The sequence below is a fragment of the Gemmatimonadales bacterium genome, assembly GCA_041390145.1.
Lineage (GTDB): Bacteria > Gemmatimonadota > Gemmatimonadetes > Gemmatimonadales > GWC2-71-9 > SPDF01.
The window spans coordinates 170,258-195,796 of record JAWKQM010000005.1 but is presented as its reverse complement, the minus strand read 5'-3'; the positions used below and the strand labels follow the sequence as shown (position 1 = coordinate 195,796).

Here is a 25,539-nt window from a genome sequence, read left to right as displayed (position 1 = left end):
CGGAATGACCCAACCACTCGTCTATTTCTTCGGCCAGGGCCGTGCCGACGGCACGGCCGCCATGAAGGACCTTCTCGGCGGCAAGGGAGCGGGCCTCGCCGAAATGACCAACATCGGCATCCCGGTCCCGCCGGGATTCACCATCGCCAGTTCCATCTGCATCGCCTACCTCGAATCGCGCCAGTTCCCGCCGCGCCTCCTCCAGCAGGTCGAAGCCGCCCTGCAACGGCTCGAGGCGGCCACGGGCAAGATCTTCGGCGGTGCGAACGATCCGCTCCTCGTCTCGGTGCGTTCGGGCGCCGCCGTCTCCATGCCCGGGATGATGGAGACCATCCTCAACCTCGGCCTCAACGACGAGACGGTCGAGGGGCTCGCGAAGCAGAGCAAGAATCCCGGCTTCGCCTGGGATTCCTACCGGCGCTTCGTGCAGATGTACGGGTGCGTGGTCTACGACCTCCCGAAGGCGCCGTTCGAGGAGATGCTCGAACAGCGGAAGCGGAAGTCCAAGTCGGCGCGCGACATCGACCTCCCGGCGGAGGAGATGCGGGCACTCGTCGGGGAATTCAAGGCGCACATCACCGCCGCCACCGGCAAGCCGTTCCCGGACCGCCCCCTCGACCAGTTGTGGGGCGCCATCGAAGCGGTATTCGAGAGCTGGCACACCAAGCGGGCCATCGACTACCGCCGCCTGCACGACATTCCCGACTCGATGGGGACCGCCGTCAACATCGTGACCATGGTCTTCGGCAATCTCGGCGAAGGCTCCGGCACCGGCGTGGCCTTTACCCGCGATCCCTCGACCGGCGAACACCGGCTGTACGGGGAATACCTGCTGAACGCGCAGGGCGAGGATGTGGTGAGCGGCTCCCGCGACCCGGAACCGATCGACACGCTTCAGGGAGCGCTCCCCACGGCGTATGCCGAACTCGAGCGGGTGGCCCGGACGCTGGAGCGACACTTCCGGGACGTCCAGGACCTCGAATTCACCATCGAGAACGGCAAACTCTACATGCTCCAGACCAGGCGCGCCCAGCGCACCGGTCACGCCTCCGTGCGGATTGCCTGCGAAATGGTCGAGGAGGGGCTCATCACCCAGGAGGAGGCGGTCGCCCGCATCCCTCCCATGGACCTCGATCAACTCCTGCACCCCACCATCGATCCGAAGGCGACGCTGGACCTGCTGACCACGGGGCTCCCGGCGTCGCCGGGTGCCGCGTCAGGTGCGGTCGTCTTCTCGGCCGACCGGGCGGAAGAACTGGGCAAGAAGGGCGAGGCGGTCATCCTGGTGCGCCGTGAGACGAGCCCGGAAGACTTCCACGGCATGGTGGAAGCCAAGGCCATCCTGACCGCGCGCGGGGGGATGACCTCCCACGCGGCGGTGGTGGCGCGCGGCATGGGCAAGCCGTGCGTGGCGGGGGCGCAGGAGCTCAGCGTCGACGAGGAGGCAGGGCACTTCTCGGTGGACGGCCGAAAGATCAGCGAGGGCGAGTGGATTACCCTCGATGGCGCCACCGGACGCGTGCTCGCCGGCCGGGCGGCACTCGTCACCCCCGAACTCTCGGGGAACTTCGACAAGATCCTCGGCTGGGCCGACAAGGTCCGAACGCTCCGGATCCGCGTGAACGCCGACACGCCAGCCGATGCCCACAAGGGCCGCGACTTCGGCGCCGAAGGGATTGGACTCTGCCGCACCGAGCACATGTTCTTCGAGGGCGATCGCCTCTCCGCCATGCGGGAGATGATCGTCTCCTCCGACGATGAGGGCCGCAAGAAGGCGCTGGCGCGTCTCCTCCCGATGCAGCGTGGGGACTTCGAGGGGATATTCCGGGCGATGGAAGGGTATCCCGTTACGATCCGGCTCCTCGATCCGCCGCTGCACGAGTTCCTGCCCCACGATCCTGAAGAGCTGGCGGGCCTGGCCAAGGAAATGGGGAAGGACCCGAAGGAGCTGCAGAAGGTGGTGGACCGCCTCAAGGAGGTGAACCCGATGCTGGGGCTGCGAGGCTGCCGGCTCGGCATCATTCACCCGGAGATCACCGCCATGCAGGCGCGGGCCATCTTCGAGGCGGCCTGCACCGTCGCGGCGCGCAAGGGCCGGGTCCAGCCAGAGGTGATGCTGCCGCTGACATCCACGGTCGTGGAGTACCGCCGGCAGGCGCTGGTGGTGCGGCAGGTGGCGGAGGAGGTGTTCCGGGAACGGCAGCTGACCGTGCCGTACCTGCTGGGCACGATGATCGAGGTGCCCCGGGCAGCGCTCACCGCCGACGAGATTGCCGGCGAGGCGCAGTTCTTCAGCTTCGGGACCAACGACCTGACCCAGATGACGTGGGGGCTCTCGCGCGACGACGCCGGCAGCTTCCTGCCGTACTACATCGAGCACGGCATCATCCCGGACGACCCCTTCCAGGTCCTCGACCAGTCGGGGGTCGGCAAGCTGGTGTCGATGGCGTGCGAACTCGGGCGCCGCACCCGGCAGGACCTCAAGCTCGGGATCTGCGGCGAGCATGGCGGAGAACCCGCCGCGATCGCCTTCTGCGACGACCTCGGCATGAATTACGTCAGTTGTTCACCCTTCCGCGTGCCGATCGCCCGGCTGGCCGCCGCCCAGGCGGCGCTGGCCAAGCGCGGCACCATGGACCGCACACGGGCGACGGTATGACATCGAAACCGCTGGTAGGTATCGTGATGGGAAGCGCCTCCGACTGGCCGGTGATGCTCCATGCCGCCAACCGGCTGGCGCATTTCGGCGTGGCCTGCGAGAGCCGGGTCATTTCGGCGCACCGCTCCCCCGCCCTGGCGCATGAATACGCCACCACGGCCGAGCAGCGCGGCCTGAAGTGCATCATCGCCGCCGCAGGCATGGCGGCGCACCTGGCCGGCGTGATGGCGGCCATAACCACCATCCCGGTGCTCGGCGTCCCGATGCCGGGCGGGCACCTCCAGGGAATGGACGCGCTCCTCGCCACCGTGCAGATGCCGGCCGGTATCCCGGTGGCCACCTTCGCCATCGGCGACGCGGGGGCCCACAACGCCGCGCTCTTCGCGGTGGCCATGCTGGCGGTCTCCGACAAGACGCTGGCTGCCAAGCTGAAGGAGTTCCGGGCGGAGCAGGAGGATCAAGAAGATTGACCTCCGGGAAGGGCACATCTAGGCGGGGCAGCGGGGCAGCGGGGCAGCGGGGCAGCGGGGGCAAGAGAATCGGAATCCGCGCGTACGTACACGGGGGCAACCGACACCGGTTGCCCCGTCGTTCAGTGAAGCCGCGCGTGCGGGTGCGGGACTACTTGTTGTCCGCCGCCTTGGCCTCGGCATCCTTGATCTTTCTGATGTCGGCCGGCGAGAGCTGCGGCCGGTCGAGCTTGAGGGTGAGCTTGTCGAGCGTCCCCGTGAATGTGAAGGGCGGGTGGTAGTCGGCATCGTCCACGCCGGTCTCGGAAACAGGAAATCGATGTTCGAAGCGCTTCCGTCCCACTGAAGGACTGGGCGGGGAGGGTCTTCTCCATCTTCTTGGTGGCGACCACCTGGCCGTCGACCTTGAGCGTGCTGGCAGCCCGACTCCGCCTCGACGCCCGAGAGCTGTTGTACGCGAGGGTGCTGGCGCCCGGTGCCGTCGTAGACAAAGTCGAATTCGACGGTGTGCCGCCCGGGCGTGAGGGCCGTCGGCCCTTCCCACTTGATACGCTCGAGGTCCACCATGTTCCAGACCCAGACCGGCTTGCCCTTGAGGAGGTAGAACCCGTACCCGCCGAACCGGCCACCGGAGGTGAGCATGATGCCCTCGGCGCCGCCCTGGGGCACGGTGATGTCCGCCGTCACGGTGTAGCTGGTGTTGAGGAGGAGCGGCGAGTCACCCTGCGGCGTCCCGGTCATTGGATGGGTATAGACGAACTCCGTCCGACCCGCGGTGATGTTCGGCCGCGGCGCCACGATGCGGGCCGCCACCGAGGCGTCGAGCGGGAAGACCTGGTACTTCTTGGCTTCCTCCACGAAGTCCTTCCGCATCTGGGCGACCTTGTCGGGGTACTTGGCCGCCACGTCCGTCGCCTGGTTCCAGTCGTTGCTCATGTCATAGAGCTGGAAGACCTGGTTGTTGAGCGGATCGGGGTTGGCCTTGGAGAAGGCGTCCCACGGCACCCGGTTGACCTTGGTGCTGAGGAGCCAGCCGTCCTTCCAGAGCGCCCACTGCCCCATCATCTCGAAGTACTGCGTGGTGTGACGGGAAGGGGCATTCGCGGCGTTGGCGGCGAAGGTGTAGGCGAAGCTCGTGCCCTCGATCGGCCGCTGCTTGATGCCGTCCACGTAGTCCGGCGCAGGAATGCCGGCCGCTTCGAGGATCGTCGGTGCGACGTCGATCACGTGGGTGAACTGGTTCCGGATTCCACCGGTCTCGGCGATGTGCCCGGGCCAGGAGATGACCATGTTCTGGTTGATCCCGCCGAGCCGTGAGGCGTTCTGCTTGAACCAGTCGAAGGGTGTGTCGAACGCCCAGGACCATCCCGCCGACATGTGGTTGTAGGTTTCCTGGGTGCCCCAGACGTCGTACCACTTCATCTGGACATCGACCGGGATCTCGTTCATCCCGTTGAAGAACGCCACCTCGTTCGGGGTGCCGAGCGGACCGCCCTCGGCGCTCGTCCCGTTGTCCCCGTTGATGTAGATGACCATCGTGTTGTCGCCCCGGCCGATGTCATCGAATGCCTTGATGACGCGGCCGATCTCGTAGTCGCTGTACATCGCGTAGGCGGCGAAGATCTCCACCTGCCGGATGAAGAGCTTCTTCGCCATCGGGTCCAGCTTGTTCCACGGCGTGAGGACCGAGTCCGGCCACGGGGTGAGGATGGCGTCCTGGGGCACGATGCCCATCTTCTTCTGGTTAGCGAAGATCTGCTGGCGCAGCGCCTCGTAGCCCTTGTCGAAGAGGTGCAGCTTCTGGACGCTGTCCACCCACTCCTTCGTGGGGTGGTGCGGCGCGTGGGTGGCGCCGGGCGCGTACTTGATGAAGATCGGCTTGCTCGGGTCGGTCTGGTGCATCCGGTAGATCCAGTCGATGGCGTCGTCCGCCATGCCCGTGATCAGGTTCCAGGTGCCCTCCTTGCCCCGGAAGGGGAAGATCTGCGTCGTATTCCGGAAGAGGTTGGGCTCCCACTGGTTGGCGTCGCCCCCGACGAAGCCGTAGAAGTACTGGAACCCGAGGCCGGTGGGCCACTGATCGAACGGGCCGACCTGGCTGGCGGCGAACGCCGGGGTGTTGTGGTCCTTCCCGAACCAGGCGGTGGCGTAGCCGTTGTCCTGCAGGATCCGCCCGATGGTGGCCTCATCCTGGCCGATGATGCTGTTGTACCCGGGGTAGCCGGTCGACTGCTCGGAAATGACCCCGAAACCGGCCGAGTGGTGGTTCCGGCCGGTAATCAGCGCGGCGCGGGTCGGGGAGCAGAGCGCCGTCGAGAACATCCGGTTGTAGCGGAGCCCCTCGTTGGCGATCCGGTCCATCGTCGGCGTCGGGATCACGCCGCCGAAGGTGCTGGGCACGGCAAAGCCGGCGTCATCGGTGATGATGAGCAGGACGTTCGGGGCGGCCTTCGGGGGCACGATACGCGGCGCCCACCACGGCGTGGACTGCAGCGCGTCGTCCTTGATGACGCCGCCGAACTTCGGCTGGGGAGCCGGGAGCTGCTTGCCGTCGATGGTGGTGGTCGCACCCGGTGAGCCGGGCTTGCCGGTGACGACCTGCGCCGACGCCGGCAGCGCGCCGAATGCGCCGACCGCGACCAGCGAAAGGAAGAATCGCCAGAAGTGCTTGGTGTGAACCATCAGATGCTCCTGCGAATCGGGGGCGGAGTGTGCTGGAGGGGCAACCTCGCTCCTCCCATGAACAACACAAAAGAATACCACCGCTCTTGGCGAAGTCCAGTGCCATAGGCGGCAAAAACCTGCAGCTTTAACCCAAAAGTTACACATCGGGGCTGAAGGGATCATGAGGTAACTGTTAGGAAACCAACACGGCCCCGGGAGCACCTGGGCATGAAGTCCAGTCTCCAGCGGCCGGTGGTAGTGGAGGCGCAGGGAATCGAACCCTGGTCCGAGTGTGGTTCCAGAACCGCATCTACGTGCGTAGATCCCTCTTCATGCGTCTCCCCAGCCCGGCAAGGAATCGGCCGCTCTGGGGACTACCTCCTGATGTCTCGCCTTGCGCGTCGGAGGACCGCGCTCGGCCAGCCCGGATTTTCGATCCGACCCACCGCGCCCCGGGCGGGCTCAGCGAACCGGAGGTGCGTCAAGCGAGCTTAGCTCAGCTTACGCAGCCAGCGCCAGGTTATCGTTGGCGTTTGGTTGTTTCCAAGTGGTTTAGCCAGGGACTCGGACCTGGGCACGCAGCAATTCCTTCTTCCAACCCGTCGAAGCCGATCGCCCCCTTGGGTGTGTCATAATGATACACTTTTTGTGGCAGTTGAGCAATGTGCGCGTGCTCCCCTACCCCAAGGGCCACGAAAACACGAAATCACGAAAACACGAACGTCAGCGCTTCTTTCGTGCTATCGTGATTTCGCGCCTTCGTGACTTCAATGGGGTGCCTACATCCCTTTGGGATACAGCAGCGTGAATTGCATCCGGATCAGGGAGGACCCCGCGTTGTCCGGCCGTTCGACATTGGCGTAGTACTGCATGGCGATGTTGAGCGGCTGCTTGCCCACCATCGTGATCTTGGACACGCCGATCCCGAGCGGCACCGTCCACACCTGCCCGCTCGGGGCATCCCAGTTGGCGGTGATGGCCGGCGCGGTGGTGATCGCCCAGCCCCGCTTCAGGTTGTAGTTGATGAACGGCTGCACGAAGAACGAGTTGATGGCCTGGGTATCCTCGCTGCCCGCGATGCGCCACAACTGGTTCGCCACGAATCCGTAGACCCACTTCTTCCCGATCTTAAGCACCACGAACGTCGGCCCCATGGCGTACTGCCCCGTCGAGACGGCGGCGTTGGTCGCGGTCGGGAAGGAGAAGATCGGGCCGAAGCCCCAGACGGCGCCCTTGGACTTGGTCGGCGTCAGGTAGATCTGTTCCTGGATGTCGGCGATGCCCGTCACCCGGTCGATGCCGCCGGCCGGCAGGCTGACGAACGGCACCACGGTGCGGGAAATGAGGTTCCACTTCTCGTTGATCGGCAGCGGGAGCACCGGCTGGACATTGACCACGGACTGGGTCTCGTCACCGAGCCCGCCGCCGGTGGTCCAGTTGAACTGCACCGGGATCGAATTCATGTTCGCCACAGGGTTCTGGGCCGCCTTGGCCAGTTCCGTGGCCTTGGCTTCGGCCTCCGCCTTGGTCGGTTCTGCCTGCGCGGAGAGGAGCCCTGGGAGGGCCAGCACCAGGACCGCGGTGAAGAATCTGCTACGCATGGGCGCTGCCTTTCAATTGGTGAGTTGAGCTACTGCTTTGTAACCGTGAGGGCCGCCGCCTCAGTGACCACGACCGTCACTCGGTCGCCCACCGCCGCATTGGACAGGTTTACGCTCTTGTCCACCTTGATGGTCTTGGTGCTGCCGTCCTCGAACTGGAAGGTCACCTTCCGCTTCTTGATATCCATTGCCGTGATGGTGCCGGTCATCCGCACGGTGGCCACCATGACGCTGCTGGTCTGCTGGCCGGCAGGGGTCAGCCCAACCAGACCGCCCACGGCGTCGGGGGGGGGATTGTTCCCCTTCCACAGGGCGACGGCAAGCTCCTCGGTCACGACGGCATCTACCTTGTCACCGACCCGGAGCTTGGCGTAGTCCACCATCTGGGAATCGGCCTTGAAGGTGGTCTTCTTCCCGTCCGCCGTCTGCAGCGTGACTTTCTGGTTCGACTTGGCGATCGAGGTCACCGTCGCCGTGGTAGTGAATGTTTCCACGGCATAGCCACCGGTCGGTGTGGCGACCATTGATTCGGTTGTCGTGCCCGACATGCCCTTGGAGCATGCCGCGGTGGTCAGGAGGGCGGCAGGGAGCAGAAGCGAAGCGGCGAATGACGAGCGTGCGGCGCGCATAACCTTACCTCCGGGGTGAACCCTTGTTTGGCAGCCCGGCTAAGTGGTATGGGCCGCCACTGCGGGAACGGTAAGACACCGAGCTTCGACTGGGTACCCCCTTGGTGAACAACAAGATAAACCGACTATGAGGATTCCTTCAATTCGAGGCTCCAGATCACGACCCGGTTTCGACCGCCCCGCTTGGCGGCGTAGAGCGCGGCATCGGCCTGGGTGGCAAGGTTGTCCTTGCTCCGGGTCGTTTCCGGCCACCCGGCCACCCCGAAGGACGCCGACAGGGGCCACGACCTGCCTTGCCAGTCCCAACCCACGGAACCCAGCCGCACCCTGATCCGTTCCGCGACGCGCACGCCCTCCTCCAGCGACGTCCCCGGCAGCCAGAGCAGGAATTCCTCCCCCCCGACGCGGGCCGCCGAGTCCGCCCCTCGGACCTGCTCCTGGAGGATGCGCGCCAGATGAATCAGCGCCGCGTCCCCCGCCGCGTGGCCGAGCGTGTCGTTCAAGAGCTTGAACTTGTCGAAGTCGAGCGAGATGAGGGCACCGCGCTCAGGCCCGACCAGGCTCATCCGTTCCCCCAGTCCGCGCCGGTTGAGGAGGCCGGTCAACGGATCCTTGATGGCGCGGTCCGTCTCGGCGGCGAGACGCAGGGCGACCTCGAGCCGCGGTGTCGCCGCGCGGATCGCCTCATTGACCTCCCGGATCGTCTCCTGGCTGACCAGCCCGCCGTCGGGCACACGCCAGGCCACCCCGCCGATGGCCTGATCGTGCTGCAGCATCGGTGTCACCTGTGCGGGTGGGTGCCGGCGACGGTCGGTGCCCGAACCGCCGAGGGGATCGCCGCTCGCCGCTTCCGGCTGGGCGCCGCGCGATACACGGGCCAGTGTCGCATCGGCGGGGAGCACCTGCCCGAGCGCCCGGCGGTCCGCGAGCCCCGACACCCCGATCACCCTGGTGCCCGCTCCCTCCGAGGCGGCCACGTACGCCTCGGCTCCGGCGATCCGCTCCACCTGGTACGCCAGCCGCATCCCCACGCTCTCGACCGATTCAATGGCCAGGCCGTCCTGCACCTGCGCCAGATCGTGGAGGACCGGGCGCCGCCCGATTCCATCGAGCAATGCCGCGAGGTCACCTCGGAGTGTGGCCTGGGCCGCGCTCGGGAGGTCTGCCGGGACGAGCGCGGCCACTACCGCGCCCCCGGCCGAGGCGATCAGCAGCAGGCCGGCGTCGAGGCGCTCGGCGCCGTCGCCATCCCGGGTGGACGCCGCCTTGATGCGCTCCTCGATCAGGTCCAGTTCGGTATCGGTGACGCGCCAGGCAGGGGAGAGACTCTGGTAGGTGCGGGCGCCCTGACCGGGGCCCTTCGTCTCGACCGCCCACAGACCGTGGGCGCCGGAGGCGCGACGCAGCCACTCGAGCGCGGGATCGGGAAGGAGGTGGGGAGTCGCGGCATCCGGGAGGCCGGTGCGGCCGCGCGGAGGGACTGGGCGGCGCCGGCGGGCGACCAGGAATCCGGCCGCAGCGCCGAGGAGCGTCCAGACCACGGCGATCCCCAGACCGCTCACGGCGCCCGGTGGTTGATGCGCGTGGCCGCCGCGGCCGCGCCGAAACCGTTGTCGATGTTCACCACGGTCACTCCGGCCGCACAGCTGTTCAGCATCCCGAGCAGCGCGGCGATTCCGCCGAACGCCGCCCCGTACCCGACGCTGGTCGGCACCGCGATCACGGGCACCCGAACCAATCCTCCGACGACGCTTGGCAAGGCGCCTTCCATGCCCGCCACGACGATGACGACTGCCGCTTCCCGCAGCCGGTCGCCCTGCGCCATCAACCGGTGGATGCCCGCCACTCCCACGTCCACCATCCGTTCCACCCGGTTGCCGAACGCCTCGGCCACCACCGCCGCCTCCTCCGCCACCGGCAGGTCGCTGGTGCCGGCACACACCACGAGCACCGTGCCCATCCCCGTCGGTTCCGGACGGGGCTCCTTCGGCAAGAACACCGTCCGCGCCGGGGCATTCCACTCAAGCCCGGGGAAGACGTTCCGGAGCGCCTCCGCCTGTTCATCGGTCGCGCGCGTGCCCAGGAAGCTGCCCGACACGGCGGTCAGTCGCTCGGCGATGGCCACCACCTGCTCCACCGTCTTGCCGGCGCAGAAGATCACCTCCGGCTGTCCCTGCCGCAGGGTGCGATGGTGATCGATGCTGGCGAACGGAAGTTGTTCGGCGGGGAAATTGCGCAACTGCTCGAGCGCCAGCGCCGGCGTGATCGTGCCGGCGGCGACGCTTGCCAGCAGTGCAGCCAGCCGCTCGGGGGTCACGCCACCTGCGCGAGTGGCGCGAGGTACCGGACGAAGATCTCCTCCGCCTCGGTGAACGACTCCACCTGGAAGAGCCGCTGGCGGAGCTCGCTCGCCCCGTGAAGCCCCTTGGTGTACCAGCCGAAGTGCTTGCGGAACTCCACCACCGTGTGCCGCGAGTCGCCCTGCAGACGAAGGGCCAGGCGCGCGTGGGTGAGCGCCATCTCGAAGCGCTCCGCCGCAGTCGGCGCATCCGGCTTCGGGCGGCCCGCGAGGAGGGCGCGCGCATCGCGGAAGAGCCAGGGGTTGCCGAACGCGCCGCGGCCGACCATGACGCCGGCGGCCCCGGTGTGATCGCGCATGCGCACGACATCTTCAGGCGTCTGCACGTCGCCGTTGCCGATGACGGGAATTTCCAGCGCCTCGACCACCCGGGCGATCTCGTCCCAGTTGGCCTTGCCGGAGTACATCTGGGTCCGCGTCCGGGCGTGGAGCGTGAACGCCCGGGCACCGGCGTCCTGCATCCGCAGCGCAATCCCGACGGGGTCCCGCATCTCGTCGTTCCACCCGCTTCGGGTCTTCACCGTCACCGGCAGGTGGGTGGCGGCGACGCACGCGCGGATGATGTCCGTGATAAGCTGCGGCTCCCGCAGGCAGCCTGACCCGCCGTTCCGCCGGACCACCTTCTTGACCGGGCACCCGAAGTTGATGTCGATGAACTCCGGCTGGTAGTGCTCGGTGATGAGCGCGGTGGCCTCCGCCATGGCGGCGGGATCGGCTCCGTAGATCTGGATCCCGATCGGGCGCTCGCACTCCTCGAACTCCGCCCCTTCCAGGGTGTTCCGGATCCGCCGGCGGATCGCCTCAGAAGAGAGGAATTCTGACAGCACGACGTCCGCCCCCATCCGCCGGCAGATCTGGCGGAAGGGTGGCTCCGAGACCCCGGCCATGGGAGCCAGGATCAGGGCGAAATCGTGGGGAACGGGATAGGGGAGCCGCATGCCCACAAAATACGGCCGTGGGCTAAACCGAGCAATGATAGGGATTTGACACGCGTTCCGGGCGGGGATTAGCTTCCCCGTCATGCATCTCAGAGAATTCTTTGCGCCCGACGCCGTCCAGCTGCCGCTCAGCGCCACCACCAAGGACGAGGCGCTCGCCGAGTTGGTGGGCCTGCTCCACGCCGACGAGAAATCGACGGACACCTTGCTGAAGATGCTGCATCGGCGGGAAAGCCTGGGCTCTACCGGTGTGGGGCGAGGCGTTGCCGTGCCGCACTGCCGCTCGCTGGTGGTGCATCGCCTGCAACTCGCCTACGGCTATTCCCCGGCCGGGCTCGAATTCGGTGCCGCCGACGGGCAACCCGTCCACCACGTCTTCCTCATCGTGGCCCCACCCAACGAAATGTCCAACCAGTACCTCCCGACGCTCGGCAAGATCGCCCAGCTCGCCAAGGAGCCCGGTGTGCCGGAACAGCTCGCGAAGCTGGCCTCGGTCGACGAGTTCTTCGAGCTGCTGTCGGCGAAGGGCGTCTAGCCCCCTACTCCCACTCGATCGTGGCGGGGGGTTTGCTGCTCACGTCGTATACCACCCGGTTGACCCCCTTCACCTCGTTGGCGATCCGGTTCGAGATGTGCGCCAGCACCTCGTGCGGGAAGGGGAACCAGTCGGCCGTCATCCCGTCCCGGCTCGTTACCGCCCGAAGCGCCACCGCCTGATCGTAGGTGCGGAAGTCACCCTGCACGCCGACAGAGCGTATCGGCAGCAGCACGGCAAACGCCTGCCAGATGTCGTCGTACAGCCCCGCCGCCCGGATCTCCTCGATGTAGATGTCGTCCACGGCCCGGAGGATGTCGAGATCCGGCTTCGAGACCGCCCCCAGGATGCGGATGGCCAGCCCGGGCCCTGGGAACGGATGCCGTCCGACCATCTCCTCCGGCAAACCGAGTTCCCGCCCGACCTGTCGCACTTCGTCCTTGAACAGTTCCCGCAGCGGTTCGATAAGCTTGAACGGCAGCCGCTCCGGCAGCCCGCCGACGTTGTGGTGGGTCTTGATGGTGACCGACGGTCCCCCGGTGGGTGACACCGACTCGATCACGTCGGGATAGAGTGTGCCCTGCACCAGGAACCCGACGTCGGGCCCCACCTGCTTCGCCTCCGCCTCGAACACATCAATGAAGGTGTGCCCGATCCGGCGGCGCTTCTCTTCCGGGTCGCTGACCCCGTCGAGCGCCTTGAGGAACAATTCGCTCGCCTCCACCACGCGCAGGTCGATCCCCAGGTGACGGCGGAATGTCGCCTCGACCTGGTCACGTTCATGCAACCGGAGGAGGCCGTGGTCGACGAAGATGCAGGTCAGCCGGTCGCCCACGGCGCGGTGGACCAGCGCCGCGGCCACCGAGGAGTCCACGCCGCCCGAGAGGCCGCAGATGACGCGCGCGGAACCGGCCAGCGCGCGAATTCGCGCGGTCTCGGTCTCGATGAAATGCCCCGCGGTCCAGTCCGGCGTCGCCCCGCACACATCGAACAGGAAGGCGCCGATGATTTCTCCGCCCCGCGCGGTGTGTGCCACCTCGGGGTGGAACTGGACCCCGAAGATCGGCCGGCTGGCGTGCTCGAACCCCGCCACGGGACAGTTGGGGCTCGAGGCGGTGAGCGTGAAACCCGGAGGCGGCGTGTCGACATGGTCGCCGTGACTCATCCAGACCGCCGTTTCCTCGCCCACGGCAAACCCACTGAAGAGCTTGCCCCCTGCCACCGTCACCACCGCCCGGCCGTACTCGCGACGGTCGGCGCCGACCACCTTGGCGCCGGCCATCTGCGCGATGATCTGCATGCCGTAACAGAGGCCCAGCACCGGGACGCCGAGATCGAGAATGCCCGGCGGCGCGGTCGGCGCCCCGGCGTCGTACACCGAATTGGGGCCGCCCGAGAGGATGATCCCCTTCGGGCCCCAGTCACGAATCCACTCCAGCGAGCGGGTGCCCGGGTGGATCTCGCAATAGACGTGGGCTTCGCGCACCCGCCGCGCAATCAGCTGGGTGAATTGCGAGCCGTAGTCGAGGATCAGGATGCCGTCGTGGTGCCTGGGAGCGTTCATTCCGCTGATTCCTCACCCGTTGTCGGAGAGGGTGGCAAAGGGGTCGGCGATTTCGGACGCGAAGAGACCGTCGACGGATTCGCGGGGCCGCACCACCGCCGCGCGCCCACCGTCCACCAGCACCTCCGCCGCGCGACCGCGGGTGTTGTAATTGGAACTCATGACAAAGCCGTAGGCGCCGGCACAGAGCGCGGCCAGCCGCTCGCCGGGCTCCACCTTTGGCAGGACCCGCTCCAGCGCCAGGAAATCGCCCGTTTCGCAGATCGGGCCCACCACGTCGACCGGCCCGGCCTGTCGGCCCGCCGGGACGACCTCCACGATCTCGTGGTGCGCGCGGTAGAGGCTTGGCCGCAGGAGATCGTTCATCGCGGCGTCCACGATGACGAAGTCACGCCCGCCCGAATGCTTCCGGTACAGCACCGTCGTCAACAACACCCCCGCGCTGCCGACCAGGAACCGTCCCGGCTCCATGGTGATGGGCAGACCGGCCTGCGCGGCGAGGGGCCCGACGACGGCGGCGAGCGCCGCGGGGTCCATCCCCGGCCCGGCCTCAGGCTGATACCGGATGCCGAGGCCGCCGCCGATGTCCAGTGATTCAAGCGTGGAGATGCCGGCCGCGCGCAGTTCCTTCACCAGGGCCACCAGCTTCCCGAGCGCTTCGGCATACGGCGCGGGGTCGAGCAGTTGGCTCCCGAGATGCATCGCGACCGCGGTGAGCCGCAATTGAGGATGCTCGCGGATGTAGTCCGCCGCCTGCTGCACCTGATCGTGCGGGACGCCAAACTTGATGCCGCCGTGGCTGGTCGAGATGTAGGGATGGGTGTCGGTCGTGACATCGGGGTTGACCCGAATGCCGACCGAGGTGACACGGTCGAGGCGTGCCGCCACGGCACCGAGGAGCTTGAGTTCCTCGACCGATTCGACGTTCACCTGGCCGATGCCCGCGGCAACCGTGTCCTCCAGTTCCCCGGCCGTCTTGCCGACACCGCTGAAGACGAGGGCGCCGGGCGCAAATCCCGCGGCGATGGCCCGCCGCATTTCGCCGGCGGACACCAGGTCCGCGCCGGCGCCCAGGTCGTGCAACAGCCGCAGGATCGCAAGGTTGCTGTTCGCCTTGACCGCGTAGCAGATGCGGTGGGGGATGCCGGCGAACGCCGTCTCCAGCGCACGGTACTGGCGGCGGATCGCTTCCGCATTGTAGACGAAGGCGGGGGTGCCGACCTCGCGCGCAATCCGCGCGAGCGGCACCCCCGCCATGACCAGCCCCTCGTCGGACACAATCATCCCCGCGTCCTGCAGCAGGGCGGCCTGCCCCGCTGCCACCCTGCCCCCCTGCCCCGCCATCAGTACGCCTTCGCCCACACCGCCTCCGTCACGGCGTCGCGGTTGCACCAGGTGCATCGGGTCGGGGCGGGATCGGACCGGAACTCTTCATCGGGAAGGACCCGGATGGTCGCCTTGGTCTGCTCCTTGATGTCCGCCTCGCAGGTGGCGTCACCGCACCAGCCGCCGTAGACGAACCCGCCCGGGCCGTTCATCGCCGCCACCAGCTGCTCCCGGGTCGCGTTCCGGATCGTTGCCGCCTCGCGCCGCGCGACCGCCGCGCCGAGCAGCGCCTGCTGCATCGCGTCGATCTCGACGTGGATGCGGTCGCCGAGGCCGGCCATCGGCACCGGTTCCTTGCCGCCGGTGCGCCGTGCGAGCATCACCTGCTCGGCCGCGAGATCACGCGGGCCGAGTTCGAGACGGAACGGGACGCCCCGCGACTCCCACTCATAGTACTTGGCGCCGGGCTTCATTCCGTCGCGTGCATCGAGGTGCACCCGGATGCCCGCCGCGCGCAGCGACTGCTGCAGGCGTTCCGCCGCCTCGATGACGGCCACCCGTTCCTCGTCCTTGCGATAGATCGGGACGATCACCACCTGGTACTGCGCGAGGCGCGGCGGGCACACCAGGCCCACGTCGTCGCTGTGCGTCATGATCAAGCCGCCGACCAGGCGGGTGGAGACGCCCCATGACGTGTTCCAGACATGCCCGAGCCCGCCGTCGGCGGTCTGGAAGGTGACGTCGAATGCCTTGGCGAAGTTCTGGCCCAGGTTGTGGCTGGTTCCCGCCTGCAGCGCGCGGTTGTCCTGCATCAGCGCTTCGATCGCATAGGTGCGGAGGGCGCCCGCGAACTTTTCGCCGTCGCTCTTCCGCCCGGTGAGCACCGGCATCGCCATCCATTCCTCGGCGAACCGGCGGTAGATGCCGAGGATCAGCAGCGTCTCCGCCTCCGCCTCCTCCTCCGTGGCGTGGGCGGTGTGCCCCTCCTGCCAGAGGAACTCGGTGGTGCGGAGGAAGAGCCGGGTGCGCAACTCCCACCGCACGACGTTGGCCCACTGATTGATGAGCAGGGGCAGGTCACGCCAGCTCTGGATCCACTTGGCGTACATCGAGTAGATGATCGTCTCGGAGGTCGGCCGGATGACGAGCGGCTCCTCGAGTTCCTTGCCGCCGGCGTGAGTCACGACGGCCAGTTCGGGAGCGAACCCTTCGACGTGCTCGGCCTCGCGGGCCAGGAAGCTCTGCGGAATGAACAGGGGGAAATAGGCGTTCTGGTGCCCGGTCTCCTTGAACATCCGGTCGAGCGCCTGCTGCATCTGCTCCCAGATGGCGTAGCCGTTCGGGCGAATGACCATGCACCCGCGCACCGGACTGTAATCCGCCAGCTGCGCCCGGGCGATGACTTCGTTGTACCAGGCGGAGAAGTCCGCCGCGCGGGTCGTAAGCGCCTTGTCGTCTGCCATGCTGCCTCGCTCGGTAGGGCCGGCTCGCGGCCCCGGGGTCAGGAGCGTGCCGCCAGGAGTGCGGCCACCGCTTCGGTTCTGGAAACTGAACGCTGCTCCTTCGCGATCAGGTCCTTCAACTGGACTTCGTTGCGGGCCCGGTCGTCCGGACCGATCAGCACGGCGATCCGCGCCTTCCGGGCGTCCGCAAGCTTGAGCTGCTTCCCCACCGCCTGCGCCGTGAGGGCGTATTCCGTGCGGAGCCCCGCGTCGCGACAGTCGTGCGCCAGCGCCAGCACGTGCGGCAGGTCCTCCTCGGTCACCCCGGCGATGAACACCTCGATGGACGGGGTGGATCCAGGCTGCAGGCCGTGCTCCCGGAGCAACTCACCGATCACGACGTCGCCCATCGCGAATCCGACCGCCGGCAGGTCGACGCCACCGAGCCGCCCGAGCAACTCGTCGTAGCGGCCGCCTCCCGCGATGGCGCGCAGCGTGCGGCCGGCGTCGAAGAGTTCGAACACGGTGCCGGTGTAGTAGGCCAGGCCGCGCACGATGGTAAGATCGACGTCCACGTACTCCCCAAGTCCCATCGCGTCGAGCGCGCCCAGGGTGCGCCTGAGGGGCTCGAGCGCCGCGGCCCCTCCCGGCACCTTGGCCAGGACAGCCGCCACTGCTTCCAGGTCCCGCAAGGCCGAGAGTTCGAGGACGCGCCCCGCCACCGCCGGGGACAATCCCCCCGTGCCGGCGCCCTGCAGCAAGGCCAGCAGCGCGGCCTCTGCCATCCGCTCCCGCTTGTCGATGGCCGCGTAAGCCAGCGGCAGTTGCGCCTCCGTCACGCCGGCACTCCGCAGGAGCGCTGAGAGCACCCGCCGGTCGGAGAGTCGAACGCGAACCGCCTTCGCATCGAGCCCGAGCTCGCGACCGACATCGATGAGCAGGGCGATCACCTCGGCATCACCGAGCGGTCCGGCCTCACCGATCAGATCGCAGTTGAGCTGATAATGCTCGCGCAGGCGCCCGCGCTGCTGGCGCTCATAGCGGAACATCTGGGCTATGGAAAACCAGCGGATTGGCTTGCGGAGTCCGTTGGCGCGCGAGGCGACCATCCGGGCAAGGGTCGGGGTCATCTCGGGGCGAAGCGCCACCTCGCGGTCACCCTTGTCCACGAAGTTGTAGAGCTGGCCGACAATCTCCGGGCCGCTCTTCTCGGTGTACAACTCCTGCGGCTCGAGTGGCGGGCCGTCGTACTCCTCGAAACCGTACCGCACGGCTACCCGGCGCCACGCCTCGAAGAGGTGTGTGCGCGCAGCCAGCTCGTCTGGAAAGAACTCGCGGAAGCCAGGCAGGGATTGGTGCGACATGGGGGGCAAAATACTTGAAAATAAAGGATTTGGCTATGCCGAACGGGGCCCTACTCCCCGAGGCCCAACGCCTCCATCACGTCGCCGACCGTGTGGAAGGAACCGGTCACCAGCACCGTCCCGGCATCCAACTGCACCTCGCGGAGCGCTGCCGTAAAGTCAGGGACAAGCACCCATTGGGCGCGGGCCGGCGGTCGATCGGAGCGCGCCAACCATGATTCGAGCCATCCGAGGTCCCACCCCCGCTCGGCCGCCGATGGAGACACGGTCAGCACCCCCCGATCCACCACGGAGTCGAGCCACACCAGCATGGTGGGCCACTCCTTGTCACCCAGAATGCTCACCAGGGCATGCACGGGGCCCGGCGGCGGGTCGGCCTGGAGCGCCGAGACGAGGGACTCCATCCCGTCGGGATTGTGGGCCACGTCGAAGAGCCACTTCCCGCGCCGATCCAGCCGGCCTGGAACCCGCGCAGCCTCGAAGCCTTCGTGAATTGCCTCCAGGCCGGGCCGCCACCGCTCAGGAAGGGCCATGAGGATGCCATGGGCCACGCCGGCATTCCGGCGTTGATGGGCACCTCGCAGCCCGAGCGGTCCCGTCCATGTGTATGCGGGCGGCAGCACCCGCACGTCCGCCTGGCCTCCGACCTCATGCGCACGGCGGTGGGCCTCCTGCCGGAGGACGTCCACCACGGCGGGTTCCCGCTCGCCGATGATGAAGGGCACCCCTGGCTTGGCGATGCCGGCCTTTTCCCTCGCGATGTCGGTCAGGTTCTCGCCGAGATACTTCATGTGGTCCATTGCGATCTTGGTGACGGCGCTGACCAGCGGCTGGACAATATTGGTGCTGTCGAGGCGTCCGCCGAGCCCCACCTCCACGACCGCAATCTCCACCCCGCGCGCGGCGAAATCGGCAAAGGCCATGGCCGTGGAGGCTTCGAAGAAAGTCGCGCCGAGCTCCTGGATGCGGGGCGCCATCCGGGCTGTCCACATCGCCACCGCCGCCTCGGAAATCGGCACCCCGTCGACCCGAATCCGTTCCCGAAAGGAGACGAGGTGGGGCGAGGTGTAGAGGCCGACGCGCCAGCCGGCGCAGCGGAGCGCCTCCGCCACGAGCGCCGCCACGCTGCCCTTGCCGTTGGTGCCACCGATATGGATCGAGGGAAAGACGGTGTGCGGATCGCCGAGGTCCCGCAGGAGGGCGGCGGTGGTGTCGAGCCCGAACTTGATGGTGGTCGTGCGGGGGAAGAGAAAGGCCAGGGCTTCGGCGTACGACAAGGGGACCGAATTCACGGCATCACGTTGACAGCTTCACACGAAGACACGAAGGCACGAAGGTGAGTGAGACGAGCCATGGGAGCGATCTCGCGTTGAGCTTTCTCCATGATTTCGTGGCTTCGTGTCTTCGTGTGAGTCTTCGCGGGGGCTAGACGGCGTCGGCCGCTTCGTAGCGTGCCCGCGCGCCCTGCATGTGCCGGAGGAGTCGGGCGGTGGTGTCCCGCAGTGATCCGCGCGGGACCACGTCGTCGACCTGCCCATGATCCAGCAGGAACTCTGCGGTCTGGAATCCTTCCGGCAGGTCCTGTCCAATAGTCTGCTTGATCACCCGCTGGCCGGCAAACCCGATGAGCGCCCCTGGTTCGGCGAGAATCACGTCGCCCTGCATGGCGTATGACGCCGACACGCCGCCGGTCGTGGGGTCGGTCAGGATGGTGATGAAGGGAATGCCGTGCAGGCCGAGCTGGGCCAGCGCCGCGCTGGTCTTGGCCATCTGCATGAGGGAATAGACCCCCTCCTGCATGCGGGCACCGCCCGAGGCACAGACCAAGACCAGGGGGCGCTTCTTCCGCAGCGCGCGCCGGGCGAGGCGGGCGATCTTCTCTCCGACCACCGAGCCCATCGACCCGCCCATGAAGGCGAAGTTCATGACGCCCAGATAATAGGCGAGCCCGTCCAGTTGCCCGATGCCGGTGTAAATGGCGTCCGCCGGCCCGGCCTTCTCAATCGCCTTGGTGAGGCGCTCGGGGTACGACTCGAAGTGGAGCGGGTCTTCCGACCGGAGGTTTCCCCACAGCTCGCGCCAGGAGCCCTCGTCCGTCAACAGCTCGATGTACTCCTCCGCGCTGATCCGGCGGTGCTTGCCGCACTCGGGACAGACGTTGAGGGCGCGCTCGAACTTGTCCCGGATGTCCATGTGACCGCATTCGTCACACTTCTCCCAGGCATCGGCGGGAACCTCGCGACGCTCGCGGACCGGAGTCCGGGGCTTTCGCTCTTTCTTGAACCAGGCCATTACACCCCGATCGGGGTTGAGGAGGTTCCAGGGGGGGAGGAGGGTGATTGCATCGCAACTACTAATCTGTGGGGTTGAGGCGTTCAGCGCCAGACCATCAAGGCTAAGCTGTTGTCACATATCAGCATAGCCTGAAAGGCGTGCGTCCCAGGCGGCCCGCAGGACCAGCCCGATTGACACACAGCATATCAGGAAAAACGACCCGCCGTAGGAGAAAAACGGCAGCGGAATGCCCGTAATCGGCATCAAATTGACCGTCATCCCCACATTTTCGAACACATGAGTGAACAAGAGCGCCAGCACGCCGAAAACGGCCAGGCTCGCGAAGGGATCGGTCGCCCTTCTGGCGATCCTGAGCAGGATCAGGAAGAGGACCAGGAAGAGCGCCAGGGCGACGAGCACGCCGACGAACCCCAGCTCCTCCCCCACCACGGAGAAGATGAAGTCCGTGTGCTGCGCGGGGAGAAAGGCCAGTCGCTTCTGAGGTCCCAGTGTGAAGCCGTTGCCGAACCACCCGCCGGAACCGATCGCGACCCGCGACTGGATCGCGTGGTAGCCAGCGGCTCGGGGATCGATCTCGGGATTCAAGAAGGTCAGGAGCCGGTTTTGCTGGTACGGGGCCAGCCGCTGCCAGAGGGGGATGGCCACTGCCCCCATCACCGAATTCACCACGTAGAGGAAGACCGCCTCCACGACATACGGGCGCCAGGCAAAGAGCAGCACCGCCAGCATGATCATCCAGAGGCCCCACGTCCACGTGTTGAAGGCGAGGAGCAGGCTCAGGCCGGGGCTGGCCAGCATGAAGAGCAGCGATGGCTTCACCCCGGCCCAGAAGAGCATCAGGAAGAGGATGCCGACGAAGACGATGGCACTGCCGAGGTCGGGCTGCTTCAGCACCAGGAGAAACGGGACGCCCGCGATCATGCACGGGGCGACCAGCTCCCGCAGGTTCCGCGGTGGATCCCGCAGTGCCGAAAGGTAGCGCGCCAGCATGAGGATGACGGCAAGCTTCGCCAGTTCGGCCGGCTGACCGATCTGATGTCCGCCGATGGCCAGCCAGCTCTTCGTGCCAGCGGCGGTCCCCTGCCCCGTGCCCACCACGAGCGTGACCAGCAACAGCAGGATGCCAAGGCCGTACGCCGCGGGCGCGAGCCACTCCAGCAGCCGAAACGAGAACCGAAAGGTGATCGACGCCGCCACGATTCCGACGCCCAGCCACACCAGCTGCCGGACCCACACCCCTTGGGCCTGTGTCATCACGTCGGTCTGGCCGGCGGAGTAGAGCGTCAGGAGGCCATAGGCGGCGAGGAGCAGCGTCACCGCAATCAGCGGCCGGTCGGGGCCGAGCGATCTCATGGCTCGGAGGGCGCCGGCGGCGGCGGCAGCACGGTGTCGTCGGCCACCGGGTCGATGAGGCGCAGGGAGTCGGGGGTGATCTGGACCGCACGGGGGGCGGAGTCGGCGGGGAGGGCCACCGTCAGGGGCGTATCGCTGAAGTCTTTCCCCAGCACATACCGCGCGAGCACCTTGTTGACGTACGGCGCCACGTTCGAGCCATGCTCGGCAAATTCCATGATGCTGCCCACGATGATGGTCGGCTTGTGGGCGGGCGCGAATCCGACGTACCACCCGTGGTCTTCGCCGTGCGAGTTCTGCGCGGTTCCGGTCTTCCCCGCCAGCTCCAGGTCGAGGCTCCGGCTCGCGGCCGCGGTCCCCCGCTCCACCACCGCAATCAGCGCCGTGCGGAGCCCTTCCAGCTGGGCCGGCGAGAGGCCGAGCTCACGCACCTCGTCGCTGCGCGGCTTCACGATATACGGTGTGGGTGCGCCGCCCCCGCTGGCCAGGGCCGCGAAGAACCGGGTCATGTTGATGACGTTCTGGGTGTTCTCCCCCTGCCCGATGGAAAAATTGAGCGTTGCGCCCCACTTGCTCCATCCGCGCGGCCCGTATTTCCGGTCAAAATAGGCGGCGTTCGACGGGTAGATCGGGGCGATCTCGTTCTCCAGGTCGATCCCGCTCTTGTCGCGGAAGCCCATCAGCACGCCGTCGCTCAGGATGGCGTCGAGTCCGATCCGGAGGCCGAGCTGGTAGAAGTAGACGTCGCAACTCTTCGCGATGGCGCCCTCGAGATCGAGGTTGCCATGCCCTTCCGGCTTCCAGCACCGGAAGTAGCGATTGCCCACCTGCAGGCCGCCCCGGCAGGGTTCCGGCATGTGCGTCGAGAAGGTGGCGACACCCCGCTTGAGGGCCATGGCGGCGGTCGCCAGCTTGAACGGCGAAGCGGGGGGATAGCGGGTCTGGATGGCACGGTCGAGGAGCGGCTTGGCGGGATCCTCGTTCAGCTTCCGCCACTCCGTGGTGGAAATGCCGCCGACGAATTCGTTCGGGTCGTATCCCGGCGCGCTGTAGAGCGCGAGGACTTCACCGGACGGCGTGAGCGCCACCATCGCGCCACGCACCCCGGGCGCCGCCGCCTGCCAGAGGCTGTCGATGTAGCGCTGCAATTCGAGGTCGATGGTGGTATGGATCGCCTCGCCCGGGATCGCCGGCAGCGTCGGGGCCACGTCGTCTTCGCGTACCAGGCGCCCGCGCGCGTTCACCTCGACGTAGTGCACACCGGGCCGCCCCCGCAGCTCCGCGTCATATTCCTGTTCCAGCCCCGCCCGCCCGACCACTGTCCCGAGCTGCGCGCCCGGAAACCGGTCGGTCTCGAGATCGCGTTCACTGACTTCCCCGACATACCCGACCAGGTGCGACACCGCCTTGCCATCGGGGTAGAACCGGCGCGGCTCCGACTGGATGACCAGGCCGGGCAGGACGGCCCGGCGCTCCTCGAGCCGCGACACCGTCTCGAAGCTTCCGGTCCCGAGCACCACGACCGGCTGGTACGGCGCCTGGCGGTAGCGCGCCATGATCCCGCTGACCTGGGCGCTGTCGAGCGGGACCACCGCCATGAACCGCGCAAGCACCGCACGCAGCGAGTCGGCCGACGGCGCAAGGAGCTTGATCGCATAGCCGGGAATGTTGTCGGCGATGACCAGGCCGTTGCGGTCATAGATGACGCCGCGCGGTGCCATCAGGGGAACGATGCGCAGTCGGTTCTTCTCGGCGCGCAGCCGGAACCGCTCGTGCTGGACGACCTGGGTGCGGAAGAACGCGACGGAGAGGACGAGAAAAGTCGCGAAGAAGAACCAGCGGGCGATCGCCGCCCGCTCGGCGCGACGATAGGAGTGGAACTCGTTCATTCCTCGAGCCGGATATCAAGCCAGTCGCGGAACACCGTCAGGACCACGATGCCGGTCACGGCGGTGCTGAGCGCCATGAGCGGGCTCCAGACGCCGAGCTGGACCGCCAGTTCCTTCCCGCCGGTCCCGCTGGCCATCAGCACCAGCAGGTCGCGCAGCCAGACGCCGACGGCGATGAACCCGGCGTTGACGAGCAGGTTGTCGGCAAAGAAGACGGCGCGCCCCCACGCCGCGGCATACCCGACCAGCGTGTTGGCGAGCATCGCGGCGCCGAACCGCGCCGGCGTGAGGGCGTCGCTGGCAAAACCGATCAGGAACCCCGCAAATGCGGCGGCGCCGGGCCGGCTCCGGATGGCGAAGATCATCAGGCCGAGCATCAGGAAATCGGGCGCGACGTGCGGGTTGCCGAGCCGAGGGCGGACATAGAACTGGAGCCCCACCAGGAGGAGCATCACAAGGCTGAAGCGGATGCGGCTGCCGCGTGCGGAACTCATGGGAGGGAGTCCCCCACTGGCGCCGGTACCCACACGGTCGTGGCGGGGAGGACGAGGGCGTGGCTCACCCGCGCGGGTGCGGCCGCCGGGCGGACGAGGTAGACCCGCTCCCACCCCTCCGACTGGCGGGCCACACCAACCACCGTTCCGATGGGGAGACCGCGCGATACACCCCCGCCGAGCCCGGAGGTGATGACCTCGGTCCCCACCGGGACTGAGTCCCGATAGGGAACTCCTGCGGGACGGCAGCATCGGTTCGCGCACCGAAGCGTCCGCGGTGGCCGCCGATGATGCCGCATGACGGAGCCGTCCAGTGTCACCGCGCTCGCGCGAAAGTCGGGATGTGCCCAGGTCATGACCACGGATGTGGTGGGTCCGGCGGTGAGCACGACCCCAAGCAGCCCCTCCGGGGCCACCACCGCCTGGAACGGCTCGAGTCCCGATTGGCGACCCGCGCCGAGGAGCAGGGTCCGTCCATCGGTCGGGAGCGACTGGTGGAGCACCTCGGCAGGAATCACCCGCCGTGGCAACCGCTGCGTCAGGCCGAGGAGCGCGCGAAGCTGATTGTTCTCGTCGAGTAGGACGGGGAGCGACTGCGCCGCGACGGTGGCGGAATCACGCTGGGCGGTCAACAACTCGAAGCGCGCCAGGCTGGTGCGCGAGGCCTCGGCGCGGCGCTGCAACGCGATCAGCGGGGCGAGCGCCGTGTTGCGGGCGCTGGAGGCGATGGCGTACTGCCAGCTCTCCGGTGCGAACAGGGCACCCACCGACAGGACGAGGCAGAGGATGAAGAGGGCGGTGTCGCGACGGGCGAACGTGCGATCCGGCGCCAGCATGCTACTTGGAAAGGACGCTTTGGTACTTCAGCGGGTCGTCGAGGATGCGGCCTGTGCCGCGGACAACGCAGGTGAGCGGATCTTCGTCCACGTGGATCGGGAGCCCGGTTTCCTGGGCCAGGAGCACGTCGAGCCCGCGGATGAGCGCGCCGCCGCCGGTCATGATGATCCCGCGGTCCACGATGTCGCTGGCGAGCTCCGGCGGGGTAATTTCGAGGGCGCGGCGAACCGCGTCGACGATTTGCTGGATCGGCTCCTGAACCGCCTCGCGGATTTCCGAGGAGTGGACGCGCACGGTCTTCGGGATCCCGGACACCAGGTCCCGTCCCTTGACCTCCATCTCGCGCTCCTCGCCGACGGGAGCCGCCGAGCCGATCTTGATCTTGATCGCCTCCGCCGTCGGCTCGCCGACGAGGAGATTGTAGTTCTTGCGCATGAACTGCACGATGGCCATGTCGAGCTCGTCGCCGCCGGTGCGGATCGATGTGTCGGACACGATGCCGGACAGCGCGATGACCGCGATTTCCGTGGTGCCGCCGCCGATGTCGATGACCATGTTGCCCGTCGGCGTTTCCACCGGCAGCCCCACGCCGATGGCCGCCGCCATCGGTTCCGCCACCATCCACACTTCCTTGGCCCCAGCCGTTTCCGCGGAGTCGCGCACCGCGCGCCGCTCCACTTCGGTGATGCCGCTCGGCACGCACACGATGACCTTCGGCTTCACGCGGAACACATGCTTGTCGATGATCGTCTTGAGGAAATAGCGGAGCATCTTCTCGGTCACGTCGAAGTCGGCGATGACGCCGTCCTTCAGCGGACGTACGGCGAGGATGCCTTCGGGGGTGCGCCCCAGCATCCGCTTTGCCTCGAGTCCGATGCCCTTGATCTTGCCCGTGGCTTTTTCAAGCGCGACGACGGAAGGCTCGTTCAGCACGATGCCCTCGCCCTTCACGTAAATCAGCGTATTCGCCGTGCCCAGATCGACCGCAATTTCATTGGCGGGGATAAGCGAGCTTAGGCGAAAGGAGGGCAGCTTCATCCTGTGGGCAATCTCGTGGCTTTCAGTTGGGTGGGGGGCGTCGAGCACAAAGCTAACGAATGCCGTAAATCGGGACAAGACC

At 67.3% G+C, this 25,539-nt stretch carries 20 protein-coding genes and 1 other RNA gene; 3 read left to right on the top strand and 18 right to left on the bottom strand.

Annotated features, from left to right (window positions below; all coding sequences use genetic code 11):
• The first annotated feature begins 4 nt into the window (after nt 1-4).
• A complete protein-coding gene (gene ppdK, locus R2910_05840) occupies nt 5-2,659 on the top strand; it encodes a pyruvate, phosphate dikinase (protein MEZ4412486.1) in 2,655 nt (884 codons plus the stop codon).
• Nucleotides 2,656-3,129, top strand: coding sequence for a 5-(carboxyamino)imidazole ribonucleotide mutase (purE, locus tag R2910_05835; protein ID MEZ4412485.1), 474 nt, complete (start codon nt 2,656-2,658; stop codon nt 3,127-3,129). Before ppdK ends, purE begins: the two co-directional genes overlap by 4 nt.
• 18 nt (nt 3,130-3,147) lie before the next feature.
• Here the strand turns inward: purE and R2910_05830 are convergent, their stop codons facing one another.
• From R2910_05830 to dusB, 7 genes are all read right to left on the bottom strand, one after another.
• The gene (locus R2910_05830) at nt 3,148-5,811 is read right to left on the bottom strand and encodes an arylsulfatase (protein ID MEZ4412484.1); all 2,664 of its coding nucleotides are present in this window, start codon (nt 5,809-5,811) and stop codon (nt 3,148-3,150) included.
• A gap of 238 nt (nt 5,812-6,049) precedes the next feature.
• Nucleotides 6,050-6,413, bottom strand: a transfer-messenger RNA (tmRNA) gene (gene ssrA, locus R2910_05825).
• Nucleotides 6,414-6,572: 159 nt separating this feature from the next.
• Nucleotides 6,573-7,394, bottom strand: a complete 822-nt coding sequence (locus R2910_05820; GenBank protein MEZ4412483.1) for a hypothetical protein — start codon at nt 7,392-7,394, stop codon at nt 6,573-6,575.
• Nucleotides 7,395-7,423: 29 nt separating this feature from the next.
• Entirely contained in the window at nt 7,424-8,023 is a 600-nt protein-coding gene (locus R2910_05815) for a hypothetical protein (protein ID MEZ4412482.1), read from the bottom strand.
• Nucleotides 8,024-8,148: 125 nt separating this feature from the next.
• Complete coding sequence (locus R2910_05810) at nt 8,149-9,585, bottom strand: GGDEF domain-containing protein (protein ID MEZ4412481.1); 1,437 nt, start codon at nt 9,583-9,585, stop codon at nt 8,149-8,151.
• The gene (larB, locus tag R2910_05805; GenBank protein ID MEZ4412480.1) at nt 9,582-10,340 is read right to left on the bottom strand and encodes a nickel pincer cofactor biosynthesis protein LarB; all 759 of its coding nucleotides are present in this window, start codon (nt 10,338-10,340) and stop codon (nt 9,582-9,584) included. The genes R2910_05810 and larB overlap by 4 nt, the downstream gene beginning before the upstream one ends.
• Complete coding sequence (gene dusB / locus R2910_05800; GenBank protein MEZ4412479.1) at nt 10,337-11,320, bottom strand: tRNA dihydrouridine synthase DusB; 984 nt, start codon at nt 11,318-11,320, stop codon at nt 10,337-10,339. The genes larB and dusB overlap by 4 nt, the downstream gene beginning before the upstream one ends.
• A gap of 82 nt (nt 11,321-11,402) precedes the next feature.
• On the opposite strand from dusB, the gene R2910_05795 reads away from it, so the two are divergent.
• A complete protein-coding gene (locus tag R2910_05795) occupies nt 11,403-11,855 on the top strand; it encodes a PTS sugar transporter subunit IIA (GenBank protein ID MEZ4412478.1) in 453 nt (150 codons plus the stop codon).
• A gap of 4 nt (nt 11,856-11,859) precedes the next feature.
• On the opposite strand, the gene guaA is transcribed toward R2910_05795, so the two are convergent.
• The 11 genes from guaA to R2910_05740 form a co-directional block, all read right to left on the bottom strand.
• Nucleotides 11,860-13,419, bottom strand: coding sequence for a glutamine-hydrolyzing GMP synthase (gene guaA / locus R2910_05790; protein MEZ4412477.1), 1,560 nt, complete (start codon nt 13,417-13,419; stop codon nt 11,860-11,862).
• Between the two features lie 12 nt (nt 13,420-13,431).
• Nucleotides 13,432-14,781, bottom strand: coding sequence for a diaminopimelate decarboxylase (gene lysA, locus R2910_05785; GenBank protein ID MEZ4412476.1), 1,350 nt, complete (start codon nt 14,779-14,781; stop codon nt 13,432-13,434).
• On the bottom strand, nt 14,763-16,208 hold the full coding sequence (gene proS, locus R2910_05780) for a proline--tRNA ligase (protein MEZ4412475.1): 1,446 nt from the start codon (nt 16,206-16,208) through the stop codon (nt 14,763-14,765). The genes lysA and proS overlap by 19 nt, the downstream gene beginning before the upstream one ends.
• A gap of 38 nt (nt 16,209-16,246) precedes the next feature.
• Nucleotides 16,247-17,551, bottom strand: a complete 1,305-nt coding sequence (hisS, locus tag R2910_05775; GenBank protein ID MEZ4412474.1) for a histidine--tRNA ligase — start codon at nt 17,549-17,551, stop codon at nt 16,247-16,249.
• A gap of 50 nt (nt 17,552-17,601) precedes the next feature.
• Entirely contained in the window at nt 17,602-18,843 is a 1,242-nt protein-coding gene (locus tag R2910_05770) for a folylpolyglutamate synthase/dihydrofolate synthase family protein (protein ID MEZ4412473.1), read from the bottom strand.
• Nucleotides 18,844-18,976: 133 nt separating this feature from the next.
• Nucleotides 18,977-19,843 carry an acetyl-CoA carboxylase, carboxyltransferase subunit beta gene (accD, locus tag R2910_05765; GenBank protein ID MEZ4412472.1) on the bottom strand — a complete coding sequence of 289 codons (867 nt, stop codon included), beginning with the start codon at nt 19,841-19,843 and terminating at the stop codon, nt 18,977-18,979.
• A 114-nt stretch (nt 19,844-19,957) separates the two neighbouring features.
• Nucleotides 19,958-21,199 (bottom strand): rod shape-determining protein RodA, encoded by a 1,242-nt coding sequence (gene rodA, locus R2910_05760; GenBank protein ID MEZ4412471.1) that lies wholly within the window; start codon nt 21,197-21,199, stop codon nt 19,958-19,960.
• A complete protein-coding gene (gene mrdA / locus R2910_05755; GenBank protein MEZ4412470.1) occupies nt 21,196-23,088 on the bottom strand; it encodes a penicillin-binding protein 2 in 1,893 nt (630 codons plus the stop codon). The genes rodA and mrdA overlap by 4 nt, the downstream gene beginning before the upstream one ends.
• Nucleotides 23,085-23,582: a rod shape-determining protein MreD gene (mreD, locus tag R2910_05750; protein ID MEZ4412469.1), complete on the bottom strand. Its 498-nt coding sequence runs from the start codon at nt 23,580-23,582 to the stop codon at nt 23,085-23,087. The genes mrdA and mreD overlap by 4 nt, the downstream gene beginning before the upstream one ends.
• Nucleotides 23,579-24,418, bottom strand: a complete 840-nt coding sequence (gene mreC, locus R2910_05745) for a rod shape-determining protein MreC (GenBank protein ID MEZ4412468.1) — start codon at nt 24,416-24,418, stop codon at nt 23,579-23,581. Before mreC ends, mreD begins: the two co-directional genes overlap by 4 nt.
• A 1-nt stretch (nt 24,419) precedes the next feature.
• The gene (locus R2910_05740) at nt 24,420-25,457 is read right to left on the bottom strand and encodes a rod shape-determining protein (protein ID MEZ4412467.1); all 1,038 of its coding nucleotides are present in this window, start codon (nt 25,455-25,457) and stop codon (nt 24,420-24,422) included.
• Between the last annotated feature and the right edge of the window lie 82 nt (nt 25,458-25,539).

Coding starts and splice junctions, on each gene's coding strand:
- proS (MEZ4412475.1), bottom strand. CDS start 16,208: ATGGCAGACGACAAGGCGCTTACGACCCGCGCGGCGGACTTCTCCGCC.
- mrdA (MEZ4412470.1), bottom strand. CDS start 23,088: ATGAACGAGTTCCACTCCTATCGTCGCGCCGAGCGGGCGGCGATCGCC.
- R2910_05795 (MEZ4412478.1), top strand. CDS start 11,403: ATGCATCTCAGAGAATTCTTTGCGCCCGACGCCGTCCAGCTGCCGCTC.
- accD (MEZ4412472.1), bottom strand. CDS start 19,843: ATGGCCTGGTTCAAGAAAGAGCGAAAGCCCCGGACTCCGGTCCGCGAG.
- hisS (MEZ4412474.1), bottom strand. CDS start 17,551: ATGTCGCACCAATCCCTGCCTGGCTTCCGCGAGTTCTTTCCAGACGAG.
- R2910_05820 (MEZ4412483.1), bottom strand. CDS start 7,394: ATGCGTAGCAGATTCTTCACCGCGGTCCTGGTGCTGGCCCTCCCAGGG.
- R2910_05815 (MEZ4412482.1), bottom strand. CDS start 8,023: ATGCGCGCCGCACGCTCGTCATTCGCCGCTTCGCTTCTGCTCCCTGCC.
- dusB (MEZ4412479.1), bottom strand. CDS start 11,320: ATGCGGCTCCCCTATCCCGTTCCCCACGATTTCGCCCTGATCCTGGCT.
- mreD (MEZ4412469.1), bottom strand. CDS start 23,582: ATGAGTTCCGCACGCGGCAGCCGCATCCGCTTCAGCCTTGTGATGCTC.
- purE (MEZ4412485.1), top strand. CDS start 2,656: ATGACATCGAAACCGCTGGTAGGTATCGTGATGGGAAGCGCCTCCGAC.
- rodA (MEZ4412471.1), bottom strand. CDS start 21,199: ATGAGATCGCTCGGCCCCGACCGGCCGCTGATTGCGGTGACGCTGCTC.
- ppdK (MEZ4412486.1), top strand. CDS start 5: ATGACCCAACCACTCGTCTATTTCTTCGGCCAGGGCCGTGCCGACGGC.
- mreC (MEZ4412468.1), bottom strand. CDS start 24,418: ATGCTGGCGCCGGATCGCACGTTCGCCCGTCGCGACACCGCCCTCTTC.
- guaA (MEZ4412477.1), bottom strand. CDS start 13,419: ATGAACGCTCCCAGGCACCACGACGGCATCCTGATCCTCGACTACGGC.
- R2910_05830 (MEZ4412484.1), bottom strand. CDS start 5,811: ATGGTTCACACCAAGCACTTCTGGCGATTCTTCCTTTCGCTGGTCGCG.
- R2910_05740 (MEZ4412467.1), bottom strand. CDS start 25,457: ATGAAGCTGCCCTCCTTTCGCCTAAGCTCGCTTATCCCCGCCAATGAA.